We start from the raw sequence: 12,822 nt of genomic DNA, 5'->3' as shown, positions 1-12,822 counted from the left end.
TGTGGGACGGAGAGGTTAGACCATGATGGACTTTGACGATTTCGGCGGCGCACTAGCCGGGAAACCGTTGACCCAGGCTGAAAAGGCGGCGGCTGTTCTTCTCGCTATGGGAAAGGGCGTCGCCGGCCGGCTGTTGAAATATTTCACCCAGGCCGAACTGCAGACCATTATCTCATCCGCCCAGTCGCTGCGCGCTATTCCGCCGGACGAGCTGCTGTTGCTCGTCTCCGAGTTCGAAGACCTCTTCACTGAGGGCGCTGGGCTGATGGACAACGCCAAGGCGATCGAGGCCATTCTTGAAGAAGGCCTGACGCCCGACGAGGTCGACAGCCTGCTCGGCCGCCGCACCGCATTCCAGGCCTACGAAACCTCGATCTGGGATCGCCTCAGCGAGGCGGAGCCGACATTCGTCGCACAGTTCCTGCTGCGCGAACATCCGCAGACCGTCGCCTATATTCTTTCGATGATGCCCTCCGCCTTCGGCGCCAAGGTGCTGCTGCAGCTTCCCGACAACCGCCGCGCCGACATCATGAACAGAACGGTCAACATGAAGGCGGTCAGCCCGAAGGCTGCGCAGATCATCGAAAACCAGGTCATGACGCTGCTTGCCGAGGTCGAGGCAGAGCGCAATGCAGCCGGCTCGACGAAGGTCGCCGATCTCATGAACGAACTCGACAAGCCGCAGGTCGACACGCTGCTCAGCTCGCTCGAATCGATCAGCCGCGAGTCGGTCAACAAGGTTCGCCCGAAGATCTTCCTGTTCGAGGACCTCATGTACATGCCGCAGCGCAGCCGCGTCATGCTGCTGAACGACATCTCGGCGGACGTGCTCACCGTCGCGCTGCGCGGGTCGCCACCCGAGATCCGCGAATCGGTTCTCTCTGCCATCAGCCCACGCCAGCGCCGCATGATCGAATCGGATCTGCAGAGCGGCATGGGCGGCGTCAATCCGCGCGAGATCGCGATTGCCCGCCGCGCCGTAGCGCAGGAAGCGATTCGCCTGGCCAACTCCGGCCAGATCGAGCTCAAGGAAAAGGAAGGCAACGCTTCGGCGGCCGCCTAAAACGTCGAGACTGTTGACAAATCCGGCATGCCGAAAGGCGGCTGTTGATCGCCGTGTCACAGACGACTACCCTTCCAGCAATAGACCGTGCTCTAAAGCGCGTCGCATAGAACTCGGTTCTTGCGACGCGCTTTAAGTCTTTGTTCTGATGCATGTCGTCATCCCAAAAGCGCTGCACGTTTTTGGGCGACATGCATTGGCTACGGCCTATTTCTTTGACGGAGGGCCGCGACTTGGCAGACGATGACAAGGACAGCAAAACAGAAGCCCCAACCGCGAAAAAGCAAAGCGATGCCGCGGAAAAGGGCAACGTGCCATCTTCGCGCGAGCTTTCGATCTTTGCGACCATCCTTGCGACCTTCATTTACCTCGTATTCTTCCTTCCCGACAGCGTCGGACGCATGACTGAAATGCTGCGCGACATCTTCGAACAGCCCGACCAGTGGAAGATCGAGACGGGACCGGATGTCCTGGCGCTGTTCGTCCGGATCGGCTGGGCAAGTGCCGCGCTGCTGGCGCCCGCCTTCATCCTGTTCATGGTGTTCGGCGTCGCCTCCTCCGTCTTCCAGAATCTGCCGACACTGGTGCTTGAGCGCATCCGCCCGCAGGCCTCGCGTATCTCGCCGATCAAAGGCTGGTCACGGCTCTTTAGCCTGCCCGGCCTGGTCGAATTCGGAAAGTCGCTGTTCAAGGTGGTCGTGGTCGGGGTGATCCTGTTCTTCGTGCTCAGGAGCGAATATTTCGGTTCGATCGACGCGATGTTCTCCGATCCGCAGACGATCCTGGTGCGGATTATGGCGGCGATGCGCAAGATCATCATCGTCATGCTGATCGCCACCGCGATCGTGGCGATCGCCGATCTTTTCTGGACGCGCCATCACTGGTTCACCGAGCTGAAGATGACGCGGCACGAAGTGAAGGAAGAAAACAAGCAGGCGCAGGGCGATCCCTTGGTCAAGAGCCGGCAGCGCTCGCTGATGCGCGACCGGGCGCGCCGGCGCATGATCGCCAACGTGGACCGCGCGACACTGGTGATTGCAAACCCGACGCACTATGCGGTGGCGCTGCGTTACGCGCGCGAAGAGAACGACGCGCCGGTGGTGCTGGCCAAGGGCCAGGACCTGATTGCGCTCAAAATCAGGGAGATCGCCGAGAAGAACGGCATACCGGTGTTCGAAGATCCGCCACTTGCGCGCTCCATGTTTGCGCAAGTCTCGATCGATAGTGTCATCCCGTCAGTCTTCTACAAGGCGGTAGCGGAGCTCATCCACCGGGTCTACGCTGCGGACGCCAAGAACAAACGGGTAAGATAAGCCGAATGAAAAAATGCCCCCACTCTACCCAGCGTGAAAAGATCCTCGCAGACGCGATCAGCCCGGTCGCTACTGAACTGCGCCTTCTGGATGCTTCTGACCTTATTTCACTGCTGCGCTTCGAGTATTACGGCAATCTTTCCGATCTCGTCGCTTCGGCGGCGGAGCTTTTCTTTCATCCGGGCACGGTGAATTTCGGCCTGGGCGGCAACTATACTCTGGAGTGGGGCGGCAAGCCCGAAGTCGTTCTCGATCTGGAAATCAAGCCGCGCGGCGTCACCGTTTACGCGCAGCTCACTCTTGCCGAAGATCACGCCGGCATCGAGATCAGCCATATCGCTTTCCAGGAGCCCTCGGCCGATCCTGACGAGAATACCATCTTCCTCAAAAAGAGCCTTCGGGAAGCGCGTTACAGCGTCAACCAGCCGCCGCAGGCGCTGGCCGGCTGATTTTCTTTCGAGACAATCGCGCTTTCATTTCGACTTGGACAACAATTCAAAGCTTTACAGCGTCCGTTGCGGTAAAGGACTGGGCGGGTTCAGCTGATATAACCGAGCCGGATCGCCTTAGCGATCGCCTGGATGCGATTGACGGAATCGAGCTTGATGGTCGCCGAGCCAAGATAGGCGTTCACGGTGTGCACGGACAGGCCGAGCTTCTCGGCAATCTCTTCGCTGATGCGGCCGTCGCCGGCAAGCTGCAGACAGGCGATCTCGCGTTCGCTGAGCGCCTCGGCGGCAGCCGTGCGGCGTTCGTCGAGCGAGAGCAGGTCCATCATGATGTGGCAGCAGCGACCGTGCAGCTCGACGATGGTATCGCTCGAAGGATCGATCTCATCGCCAGTGAAAAGGATGAAACCATTGCCGACGGCGCCGAGCCGCACCGGAAAGGCAAGTCCGGAGAAGGGCAGAATACCGTCCTGCAGTCGCGTCATGAACGGCGAGAAGTCTGCCGGACCGGGTGCCGCACGGTCGTAACCGCCGGCCCATGAGAGCGGCAGCAGCGACTTGTCAATATGATCGAGAAGAATATCGCCGTAGGCATCCGTGAGGGCCTTGCCGAAACCGGCATTGGAAGACCCCCAGTTCTCAAGCTCGCAGACAAGCCTCTGCTTTGCCGGAAGGCCCGAGCCGCTGACGCGGAAGATCGCGAAGCCCTGCGCATCGGCGAGCTTCTGCATCGCGATCAGCCGCGGAAAAAGATCGGACCGGCTGGAAATCCTGTTCACACGCACCGAGCGCAGCTGCTCGGCGCTGCTCATCGTCCTGCCTGCTGGATAGCCCATGGATCCCCCTATACGAGATTATTGCGGACGGCGAAGGCAATGGCCTCGGACCGGGTCTTGGTCGCCGTCTTGCGCATCACGCTGGTGATGTAGTTGTTGATGGTATTGCGGGAGATTCCGAGGATCATCGCGATCTCGTCGCTGGTCTTGCCTTCGGCGATCCAGAACAGGCATTCCAGCTCGCGGTCGGTCAATTCGAAATCGCGATCGACCTTCGTACCCCCGCAGCGCAGGAAGCTCGCGACATAACCTGCAAGCAGGCCTACGTCCCGCAGGCGCTCCGGCGAAAGGATGAACCCCTCGCCGAACAGGAACATCAAGGCCAGCCGCGACCGGCCGACATTGAAGGTCACCGAACAATATTGGCGGCTGGCGCCGTCCGGAATCTCGGCACTGTCAGGCAGAAGAGCAAAATTCGGCTGGAAGACCTGCATGCATTTTTCCAGCTCTGTCGAGCGGGCATAGCCGCGGACCAGATCATTGGCGATGTCCCTGACCAGATCGAAAGGCCAGTCCGACGAAACGATGAAATCGAGGCCACTTTCCTGAAGGAGATCGCAGCGCGCCAGAAGGTAGTGCGAAGCACCCACGTAGTCCGTCAGAGCGCGCAGACCAGATTGCAACCTGCCGGTGCTGGCAACGCCGTGGAGGCGCTGGAGCAGCTCATCGCGCGGCAGCAGATCCGGCACCACCGCACTCGCGAAATTCGCCATATGCCTCTCGCCTTTGCTCGCCTGAATTACATTCATATCCATTGGCAATGTCCTGCGGCTGAGAAACGATCGAACTCGGTGCAACAGCAATTTTTCTGTAAAGGATTCAGGTCAAGTCCCGCTCGAATCCCATTTCGAATCACCCAAGGGTAAGCCAGCCGATGCAAATCACCATCTCCGACTTCTAGGGATTTACTTTCGCTGTCGCCAATGCACTGATTCGACCACTCGTTCCAGCCTTCAAGATCTAAGGAGGCTAAGGTGATTCTGGCGGTATCGCAACCAGCTTCGCGTTTTACGCGAATCCCTCTCATCATGTCGCGTTACAGCCGCATTTAAGTAGTCGGGTCTATAGTGTTGTTCGAATTCCCAACCCTGATTGTCATGCCCCAAGTCTCTCACAGAGCCGGGCATGGTTTTCAGCAACAGCGGTCAGGAAATCCAGCTTTGGTACCGACATGAAAAAAGGCCGGTTGCCCGGCCTTTCCTTTACGCTGCTTCGTCGATCGCCCATTTCCTGAGGATTTTCGCGGCGCGTTCCTCGTTGATCTCGACCATACGGGAAAGCTTGCGTTCCGGACCTTCCTTGACACGGCGATTGAAGTTTCCATCGTCGTCGCCGAGGCTGAGCAGGTCTTCGGTACTGTCGAAGCCGAAGTCGGACCCGAAGCCGTCCATGAGAGCGCCGCCGGGTGCTCCCGATGCAGGCGCGAAGTCCGGAAGCTCGAGGCCAGCCGCTTCCGGCGTCGCGTCGCCGAAAGCCGCGGAGCTGCCGTTGCCGTTGATGCTGCGCACCAGAGGCCGCAGGCCCATCCAGACCACCACGAAGGCGACCGCGACAAAGGCAAGCGAGTTGATGATGCCGGCAAGGTTGCGGCTCAGCATGTCCATGACGCGGACACCGCCGGTGGCGTCTTCAAGCAACTGGTTCTCGAGGAAGTCCATGGCCGTCACGGTGACGACGTCGCCGCGCTTGGGGTCGATGCCGGCCGCCGAAGAGACGATCTTCTGCATTTCGGCAAGATAGGCGTCGACCTTGGTCTGATCGGCTGGCTCACCGACCATCTTGGCGATGCGGCCCTTGTTGACCACCACGGCGATCGAAAGCTTTTCGACCTTATAGCTGCTGCGGGTCGTCGCCGTCGTCTTGCTGTTGATTTCGTAGTTGGTCTGCTCTTCGCGCTTGTCGGACTTGTCCTGCGATTCAGGCCCGGCGGAACCGCCGGCCTCGGGAGCCGCCTGCGGAATATTCTGCTCGACTGTCGTCGCGCTATCGGACTGCTTCTGCTGCGACTGCTGGGCTTCCTTCGTCGAGCGGACCGAACGTTCGACCTTGGATTCAGGATCGAAAACCGTTTCCTGGATCTGCTGGGCGTCGGTGTTGAGATCGGCGGTGACGCTGGAGCGGAAGTTGTCCATGCCGAGGAAGGGTGCCAGCGCCTTGTCGATGTTGGATTCGACTTCCTGCTGAACGTTCTGGACGATGTTGAGCGAGCGGTTCAGCGAGCTGTTGCTCGCCTCGTCGCCGGAAGCGAGCAGCTGGCCAGCGGAATCGAGGATGGTCACGTCATCGACATCAAGCCCCGGCACGGCCGAGGCGACGAGGTGGCGGATCGAGGTCGCCGCGCTCCGCCCGGTGGTGGCGCTTGCGCGAATCATGACGGATGCGGTCGGTTTCTGCTCCGCCTTCCGGAAGTTTCCGACCTCCGGCATGACGATATGGACGCGCGCGGCCGTGATACCCGAGATCGACTGGATGGTGCGGGCGATTTCGCCTTCCAGCGCTCTAACCCGCGTTACCTCCTGCATGAAGGAGGTCAGGCCGAGGGAGCCGACATTGTCGAAGAGTTCATAACCGGCATTGGCGCTGTTCGGCAGGCCGCGCTCGGCAAGCATCAGGCGGGCCTTGCCCGTCATCCCCGCGGGAACGCTGATGCTGGAGCCATCCGTGCCGACCTGGAAATTGATGTTGGCTTCGGCAAGCGCCATGCTGATCTGGTTGAGATCCGGCGAGTCCAGGCCGACATAGAGGGTTTCCTGTGCCGGCTTGTTGACGAAAAGGGCGGCCGCAAGGACGATTGCAATGGAAACGGCACCGACGCCTCCGAGAATCATCAGGCGTGTTCGGCCCAGGGAACCGAAGTTCTTAAAGATCTGAACTAATTGATTTAACAGATTCATTCTGTTCTCGCACGATCCGTCAAAGACAAAGCAGGCTTATTGCCTCATCTGACGAATAGTCGGCGAAACTTGTGCGAGCGTTTCGTGAGAGTGTGCGGGAGGGAAAAGGCCTAAAGTAATTCCAGCAAAAAATGCGCGGCGGTTTTGCGTCCGGAATTGCGCAGGAACAAAGAGAGAGCGTTTCCGTGACTCGGAGAAAAACGGGGTCGTTCTAGAAGAAATCGAAGTCGCCGGCTGCCTTGCTCAATGGCTGGGAGTGGCCGTGGCGTGTGGCGCCGCCCAGTGCCTTTTGCATCTCTGCCAGCTTGACGAGGCTGAGCGCGGTTGCGACGTCGACTGCCCAGCCGTGGGGGATTTCGCCGGTGATGGTGTCGATGAATTCGGCAAGGCCGCGCGATTTCTGCACGGCCAGATCGATGCCCTGCATGACCTTCATGGCATCCGGCGAGTTCAGGATTTCGGCGCCGCCGAGGTCGAGAAGCTGCGGCTCGATGCGCTCGATGAGATAGGCGACATCGTGCAGTTCGGACACGATGCGCATCAGGATGTCGCTCAGCGCTTCGACAGGCGCAGGCGGCTCCATCATCTGGGTAAATGTCATATGAAAATCCTCGCCATCAAAAAAATTCGATACTGGTTTCGACGGGCTTCTGCGGAGCGGTGGGGCGCTGCTCGAGAGCGACGGTTCTCTGCGTTTCGGCGCCGGTCAGGGGGTATTGCCGGGCACGACCGGAGACCGGCCAATATTCAAGCTTGCGTCCATGCTCTCCGCCGGTCGAGGAACCGACCACCGGAATGCCTTCATCCCTGAGGAACTGCACGGCGAAGGCCGCGTTCTGCTCACCGACATTGGAGAATGTCGAGATCGTCTTCGCGCCGCCGAAGATCTTTGCCTCCAGCCGGTCGCGCCGGGCGCCCTGCTTCAGGAGACCGTTGATCAGCAGTTCCATCAGATGCACGCCGTAGCGCGTGGCATCACCGCCTGATGTCGGCGACGTCGCCGAACCGGGCAGCAGAAAGTGGTTCATGCCGCCGACACCGGCGACAGGATCTCTGAGGCACGCAGCCACGCACGAACCGAGAATGGTCGAGAGGACCGCATTCGGATCGTTCAGAACCTTGTACTCGCCCTGAATGATGTGCACGCGGCGGGCTGCCCCCTCAGTGATCATTTCAGGGCTCCAAACACGGCTTCGATGGCCGCTTTCATCTTCTCGATCGTGAACGGCTTGGCGAGCACGTTGTTGGCGCCGAGCTGGGCCGCCTTCTGCACCAGTGCGCGGTCACCCTGGGCGGTCAGGATGATGAAGGCCGCCTTCTTGGTGTTGGGGTTGGTGCGCACTGCCTGAAGGAAGCCGATGCCATCCATCTTCGGCATGTTGAAGTCCGAGATCACCAGGTGGTGCGGCTGCTCGGCCATGATCTTCATGCCCTGCTCACCGTCACCAGCCGACGTGATCTGCTTGAAACCGAGCTGGGTCAGCGCATCGCTGAGCAGCAACCGGCTCGTTACCTGATCGTCGACGATCAGAACTTTGATTTTCTCCGCGAGCGACATTTATTCGGTCCCTTCCTTTCGGGCGGCTGTCATTTTCAATATTTCTTCACCGATGGCAGACAGCGGCAGCTGCTGCTCAACGGCGCCAAGTTCGTGAGCAACCCTTGGCATTCCGTAAACGACACAGGTTTTTTCGTTCTGGCCAAGCGTTCTGGCGCCGGCGTGGCGCATTTTCAACAATCCGGCGGCGCCATCGCGGCCCATTCCGGTCAAAATCACACCGACGGCATTGCGGCCCGCCAATTCCGCGACCGAATCGAACAGCACATCCACCGAGGGGCGGTGACCGTTGACCGGCGCGCGGTCAATGAGACGGCAGCAGGGCGCCGAGGCGCCGCTGACCTGCAGGTGCCGCTCGCCGCCGGGCGCCAGATAGATCTTGCCGATTTCGAGCCGGGCGCCGTCGGTCGCTTCCTGCACCACCGGCGCACAGAGGCGGTTCAGCCGCTCGGCGAAGCTCTTGGTGAAGGTCGGCGGCATATGCTGGGTGATGACGGTCGGCGGGCAATTCGCCGGAAATTTCTGCAGCACGGCAATGAGTGCCTCGACGCCGCCGGTCGACGAGCCGATCGCAACGATCTTGCGGCCGACGCGGAAATCGGCGACCGACGGTGGTGGCGCAACGGCGGCGACGGGCTGGGAATACTGGCGTTGCGTGCGCGCGGCGGCCTTGACCTTCTCGGCGAGGTCGCCGAAAGGCCTGAGTTCGCCCGGCGCCGGCTTGCCGACGCAGTCGAAGGCGCCGATCTCCAGCGCCGCAAGCGTCGCCTCGGCGCCGCGATGGGTCATCGTGGATACCATGATCACCGGCATCGGACGCAGCGTCATGATCTTTTCGAGGAAATCGAGGCCGTTCATGTTCGGCATCTCGATGTCAAGCGTCAGGACGTCGGGGTTCAGCCGCTTGATCGCCTCGCGCGCTTCCAGAGCGTCGCCGGCCTGGCCGATGACGTTAACCTCGGGGTCGGAACTCAAGACGGCGGTGATCAGGCCCCGCATCGTCGGCGAGTCGTCAACAACGAGAACTCTTGCCGGAGCGCTCATGCCTTCCTCCCGAGACCTTTGGCCGTGTAGCGATAGGTCGTGATGCCGATATTGTCGAAGACGTGTTTTGCCTCGCCGGAAACACGCTCGGAATGGCCGATATAGAGATGACCGCCCTCCGGAAGCAGACCAGCGAAACGCTGCCAGATCTTCATCTGCGTCGGCTCGTCGAAATAGATGACGACGTTGCGGCAGAAGATGACGTCGAACTTGCCCTTGAACGGCCATTGCGCCATCAGGTTCAGTTCGTTGTAGGTGATCAGCCGCTTCACGCGGTCGTCGACCTGGAACTTCCGGCGGCCCTGCACCTCGACTTCGCTGAACCATTGCTTGCGCATGGCCGGCGACACGGTTTCGAGCGCATTTTCGTCATAGGCGCCGGCGCGGGCGATCGCGAGGATCTTCGGATCGATGTCGGTTGCCAGGATCTTGAAGTCGTAATCCGCGACATTCGGCATCAGCGACAGCACCGTCAGCGCGATCGAATAGGGTTCCTGCCCGTCGGAAGAGGCGGCCGACCAGATGCGCACCCTGCCGCCCGATCTCGCCCGCTGCAGAAGCTCCGGCAGGACATGGTCGCGCAGATGGTCGAAATGGTGGTTTTCGCGAAAGAAGCGGGTAAAATTGGTCGTCAGATGCGAGAGCATCTCGCGGCGCGGCGCAGCACCCGCCGGCGAAGCGACGAGGTCGCAATACTCCCGGAAGCCGGACAGGCCGAGATTGCGGATGTGCTTCGACAGGCGCGAATAGACGAGCGACGCCTTCGTCTCGTTGAGGAAGATGCCGGCATCCGAATAGATCATCGCAGCGATCTCGGTGAGGTCGCGGCGCGTCAGCGGATATTCTCCGCTCGCCAGGACCTCGTCGGATCCCTGTCTCTGATCTTTTGCGCCCATTACACTCATGCGGCTTCGCTTTCGGTCTCTGGAAAGAGGGATTCGAGTTCGATCAGGCAGATCATGCGCTTCTCGATGGCGAGAATGCCGCGGGCAAATTGACGCTCGAGCTCGGAGGAGATCTCGGGCGTCGGCTGGATGGTTTCGTCGGTCACCGTCAGGATGTCGGAGACGGCGTCGACCAGAAGGCCGACGACTTTACGCCGGACCTGGGCGACGATGATGACATGGCGAGCGGTCGGATCGGCCGGCTTCATGCCGAGCCGGGCCGCAAGATCGATGATCGGCAGCACCGCGCCGCGCAGGTTGATGACACCCAGCATATAGTCAGGCGAATGCGGCATCGCGGTCGCCGGGGTCCAGCCCCGGATTTCGCGAACCGACATGATGTTCACGCAAAATTCCTGATCCCCGATACGGAACGCGATCAGCTCGCGATCCCCCTGGTTCAGATTTTTTACAGTGTACGACATTCCCTTACCCTACCGCTGCTAACGACATTTCCGCTTTGAGGGACTGGCCGCGCGAGGCGCCGACAACCGCGTCGACATCGAGGATGAGAGCCACGCGCCCGTCGCCGAGAATGGTGGCGGCGGCAATGCCCGGCACATGGGTGTAGTTCGCTTCCAGGCTCTTGATGACCACCTGGCGCTGACCCTGGATGGCATCGACCATCAGGGCGCGCTGGCCGCCGCCTTCGGATTCCACCAGAAGCGCCACGCCCTCGACCGGATTGGCCTGGGTGGCGCGGAAGTTCAGGATGCGGCCGACATCGACCAGAGGGCAGAAGCTGTTGCGGATCGAGATCAGCCGGTGGTTCGCACCGAAGGAGTGGATCGCGGCCGCTTCCGGCTGCAGGGTTTCGACGATCGCCGTCAGCGGCACGACCAGCGTCTGGCCGGCGACGGTGACCACCATGCCGTCGAGGACAGCGAGTGTCAGCGGCAGGCTCATGGTGAAGACCGAGCCGTGACCCGGCTTCGAGGTGATGTTGATGCGGCCGCCGAGCGCCTGGATCGAACGCTTGACGACGTCCATGCCGACGCCGCGGCCGGAGATGTCGGAGATCTTGTCGGCCGTCGAGAAGCCCGGCAGGAATATCAGGTTGTCGATTTCTTCGTCCGACAGGTTGGAATCGGCCGGGATGAGGTCGTTGTCGATCGCCTTCTGGCGGACCTTCTCGCGGTTGATGCCGGCGCCGTCGTCGGCAAGCTCGATCAGGATGCGTCCCGAACGATGCTTGGCAGTCAGGCGGACTGTGCCTTCGGTGTTCTTGCCGGCGGCTGCGCGCTTTTCGGGCGTTTCGATGCCGTGGTCGACGGCATTGCGGATCATGTGGGTCAGCGGTTCGGCGAGCTTGTCGATGACCGTCTTGTCGACTTCGGTGTTTTCACCTTCGGTGATCAGGCGGATCGACTTGCCGGTCATGTCGGCGATTTCGCGAACGATACGCGACATGCGCTGGAAGACCGGCTTCACCGGCTGCGCGCGGATCGCCATGACCGAGTCCTGTATCTCACGGGTGAGCTGCTGCAACTCCTCGAGGCCCATATTGATCGAGGAGGTGCCCGTCGTGTCGTTCTCGATGACGCTCTGCGACAGCATCGCCTGGTTGATGACCAATTCGCCGACGAGGTTGATGAGGCGGTCGACACGGTCGAGATCGACGCGGATCGTCTGGCCGGCACCGGCGGCATTGTTCTGGGCGGCAGCGCTTGCAGCGGCCGCTGCGGCGGCTGCCGATTCTTTCTTCTCGACGCGGGCGGCGACCATCTGCGTGACGTTGGAGGCAGTCTCGGCGGCAGCAACGGCTGCGGCCGTCTCCCGCGCGTCCGAGGCGGAAACTTCTTCCATTGCGCCCGTTTCGTCCAGGATCGACAGATCGAAGGGAACCGGCACCATCGGCAGTTCGTCGTTGCTGGTCGCGTCGGCCCTTGCTTCTTCGACCGGCTTGACCGTCAGTTCGCAATCCCACTCGGCGAATTCGAAGACGGTGCGGATGGCGTCCTCGCCCTTGTCCGTCTTGATCGTGACGTTCCAGAAGAAATAAGCGCCTTCCGGGTCGAGTTCCTCGAGGCCCGGCAAGTCATCCGTATTGCAATAGATCGTCATTTCACCCAGGCGCGAGAGATCACGCAGCAGCAGGGTGGCGTCATTGCCCTTGGAATAGAGTTCGTAGCGCGGCTTGAAGATGACTTCATAGGTCGGCATGCCGCCCGCATCGTCTTCGCCGCCAAAATCGTCGAAGGAAAAGGGGACCGGCTGGAAGCCGCTGTCGTCCGTCGGCTTGGGGGTCGGCGCCGGAGCGGCCGAAGCAACCTTTGCGGCGGCCTTCGGCGCAGGCGCCTCGGCTGATGCAGAGGGAGACGGCAGTTCGCCGTTGGCCAGCGCCTCGAGCTCCTTGACGAGGCCGCGGCTGCGGCTTTCATCGACGCTGCCGCCGTCGCGCGCAGCATTCGTCAGGTCGGCGAGCACGTCGGCCGACTTCAGCATCACCTTCAGGACATCCTGGTTCGGCTCAAGCTTGTTGGATCGAACGCAATCGAGAGTGGTCTCGAAGACATGGGCGAAGGCGACCAGATCGTCAAGGCCGAAGGCGCCGGCGCCACCCTTGATCGAATGCACGGCACGGAACACCGCATTGACGGTTTCCGGATCGCGATCGCCATCATTCAATTTCAGAAGACCGGATTCCAACTCGGCGAGCTGTTCCTCGCACTCCTGGAAAAAGATCTCTTTGATTTCGTTCATATCCATAGGAGCAAATCC

The 12,822-nt window shown here is 60.9% G+C and carries 13 protein-coding genes; 3 read left to right on the top strand and 10 right to left on the bottom strand.

Annotated features, from left to right (window positions below; translation table 11 throughout):
- The first annotated feature begins 22 nt into the window (after positions 1 to 22).
- From fliG to RlegSU303_RS01605, 3 genes are all read left to right on the top strand, one after another.
- Complete coding sequence (fliG, locus tag RlegSU303_RS01615) at positions 23 to 1,063, top strand: flagellar motor switch protein FliG (protein WP_017958984.1); 1,041 nt, start codon at positions 23 to 25, stop codon at positions 1,061 to 1,063.
- A gap of 233 nt (positions 1,064 to 1,296) precedes the next feature.
- Complete coding sequence (gene flhB, locus RlegSU303_RS01610) at positions 1,297 to 2,376, top strand: flagellar biosynthesis protein FlhB (RefSeq protein WP_026158526.1); 1,080 nt, start codon at positions 1,297 to 1,299, stop codon at positions 2,374 to 2,376.
- Positions 2,377 to 2,381: 5 nt separating this feature from the next.
- Positions 2,382 to 2,825 (top strand): hypothetical protein, encoded by a 444-nt coding sequence (locus tag RlegSU303_RS01605; protein ID WP_017958982.1) that lies wholly within the window; start codon positions 2,382 to 2,384, stop codon positions 2,823 to 2,825.
- Positions 2,826 to 2,914: 89 nt separating this feature from the next.
- Here RlegSU303_RS01605 and visR read toward each other — a convergent pair whose 3' ends face one another.
- From visR to RlegSU303_RS01555, 10 genes are all read right to left on the bottom strand, one after another.
- A complete protein-coding gene (visR, locus tag RlegSU303_RS01600) occupies positions 2,915 to 3,661 on the bottom strand; it encodes a transcriptional regulator VisR (protein WP_017958981.1) in 747 nt (248 codons plus the stop codon).
- 8 nt (positions 3,662 to 3,669) lie between these two features.
- Entirely contained in the window at positions 3,670 to 4,416 is a 747-nt protein-coding gene (gene visN / locus RlegSU303_RS01595; protein ID WP_026154436.1) for a transcriptional regulator VisN, read from the bottom strand.
- A gap of 447 nt (positions 4,417 to 4,863) precedes the next feature.
- Positions 4,864 to 6,555 carry a flagellar basal-body MS-ring/collar protein FliF gene (gene fliF, locus RlegSU303_RS01590; protein ID WP_017958979.1) on the bottom strand — a complete coding sequence of 564 codons (1,692 nt, stop codon included), beginning with the start codon at positions 6,553 to 6,555 and terminating at the stop codon, positions 4,864 to 4,866.
- Positions 6,556 to 6,766: 211 nt separating this feature from the next.
- Positions 6,767 to 7,156, bottom strand: a complete 390-nt coding sequence (gene cheT / locus RlegSU303_RS01585; RefSeq protein WP_017958978.1) for a chemotaxis protein CheT — start codon at positions 7,154 to 7,156, stop codon at positions 6,767 to 6,769.
- Positions 7,157 to 7,172: 16 nt separating this feature from the next.
- Positions 7,173 to 7,727 carry a chemoreceptor glutamine deamidase CheD gene (gene cheD, locus RlegSU303_RS01580; protein WP_017958977.1) on the bottom strand — a complete coding sequence of 185 codons (555 nt, stop codon included), beginning with the start codon at positions 7,725 to 7,727 and terminating at the stop codon, positions 7,173 to 7,175.
- Positions 7,724 to 8,113, bottom strand: a complete 390-nt coding sequence (locus RlegSU303_RS01575) for a response regulator (RefSeq protein ID WP_003545503.1) — start codon at positions 8,111 to 8,113, stop codon at positions 7,724 to 7,726. Before RlegSU303_RS01575 ends, cheD begins: the two co-directional genes overlap by 4 nt.
- Positions 8,114 to 9,157 (bottom strand): protein-glutamate O-methylesterase CheB, encoded by a 1,044-nt coding sequence (gene cheB, locus RlegSU303_RS01570; RefSeq protein ID WP_017958976.1) that lies wholly within the window; start codon positions 9,155 to 9,157, stop codon positions 8,114 to 8,116.
- Complete coding sequence (cheR, locus tag RlegSU303_RS01565; RefSeq protein ID WP_017958975.1) at positions 9,154 to 10,062, bottom strand: protein-glutamate O-methyltransferase CheR; 909 nt, start codon at positions 10,060 to 10,062, stop codon at positions 9,154 to 9,156. Before cheR ends, cheB begins: the two co-directional genes overlap by 4 nt.
- Positions 10,059 to 10,526, bottom strand: coding sequence for a chemotaxis protein CheW (locus RlegSU303_RS01560; protein WP_017958974.1), 468 nt, complete (start codon positions 10,524 to 10,526; stop codon positions 10,059 to 10,061). The genes cheR and RlegSU303_RS01560 overlap by 4 nt, the downstream gene beginning before the upstream one ends.
- A 4-nt stretch (positions 10,527 to 10,530) precedes the next feature.
- Positions 10,531 to 12,810, bottom strand: a complete 2,280-nt coding sequence (locus tag RlegSU303_RS01555) for a chemotaxis protein CheA (RefSeq protein WP_094086731.1) — start codon at positions 12,808 to 12,810, stop codon at positions 10,531 to 10,533.
- Positions 12,811 to 12,822 lie beyond the last annotated feature (12 nt).

Source organism: Rhizobium sp. SU303, from assembly GCF_021052345.1.
Classification (GTDB): Bacteria; Pseudomonadota; Alphaproteobacteria; order Rhizobiales; family Rhizobiaceae; genus Rhizobium; species Rhizobium laguerreae.
This window is presented reverse-complemented; position numbering and strand designations above follow the sequence as displayed.

Excerpts from the sequence above, each read along its gene's own strand:
- fliG (WP_017958984.1), top strand. The coding sequence starts at position 23 with ATGATGGACTTTGACGATTTCGGCGGCGCACTAGCCGGGAAACCGTTG.
- RlegSU303_RS01605 (WP_017958982.1), top strand. The coding sequence starts at position 2,382 with ATGAAAAAATGCCCCCACTCTACCCAGCGTGAAAAGATCCTCGCAGAC.
- visR (WP_017958981.1), bottom strand. The coding sequence starts at position 3,661 with ATGGGCTATCCAGCAGGCAGGACGATGAGCAGCGCCGAGCAGCTGCGC.
- visN (WP_026154436.1), bottom strand. The coding sequence starts at position 4,416 with ATGGATATGAATGTAATTCAGGCGAGCAAAGGCGAGAGGCATATGGCG.
- fliF (WP_017958979.1), bottom strand. The coding sequence starts at position 6,555 with ATGAATCTGTTAAATCAATTAGTTCAGATCTTTAAGAACTTCGGTTCC.
- cheT (WP_017958978.1), bottom strand. The coding sequence starts at position 7,156 with ATGACATTTACCCAGATGATGGAGCCGCCTGCGCCTGTCGAAGCGCTG.
- cheD (WP_017958977.1), bottom strand. The coding sequence starts at position 7,727 with ATGATCACTGAGGGGGCAGCCCGCCGCGTGCACATCATTCAGGGCGAG.
- RlegSU303_RS01575 (WP_003545503.1), bottom strand. The coding sequence starts at position 8,113 with ATGTCGCTCGCGGAGAAAATCAAAGTTCTGATCGTCGACGATCAGGTA.
- cheB (WP_017958976.1), bottom strand. The coding sequence starts at position 9,157 with ATGAGCGCTCCGGCAAGAGTTCTCGTTGTTGACGACTCGCCGACGATG.
- cheR (WP_017958975.1), bottom strand. The coding sequence starts at position 10,062 with ATGAGTGTAATGGGCGCAAAAGATCAGAGACAGGGATCCGACGAGGTC.
- RlegSU303_RS01560 (WP_017958974.1), bottom strand. The coding sequence starts at position 10,526 with ATGTCGTACACTGTAAAAAATCTGAACCAGGGGGATCGCGAGCTGATC.
- RlegSU303_RS01555 (WP_094086731.1), bottom strand. The coding sequence starts at position 12,810 with ATGGATATGAACGAAATCAAAGAGATCTTTTTCCAGGAGTGCGAGGAA.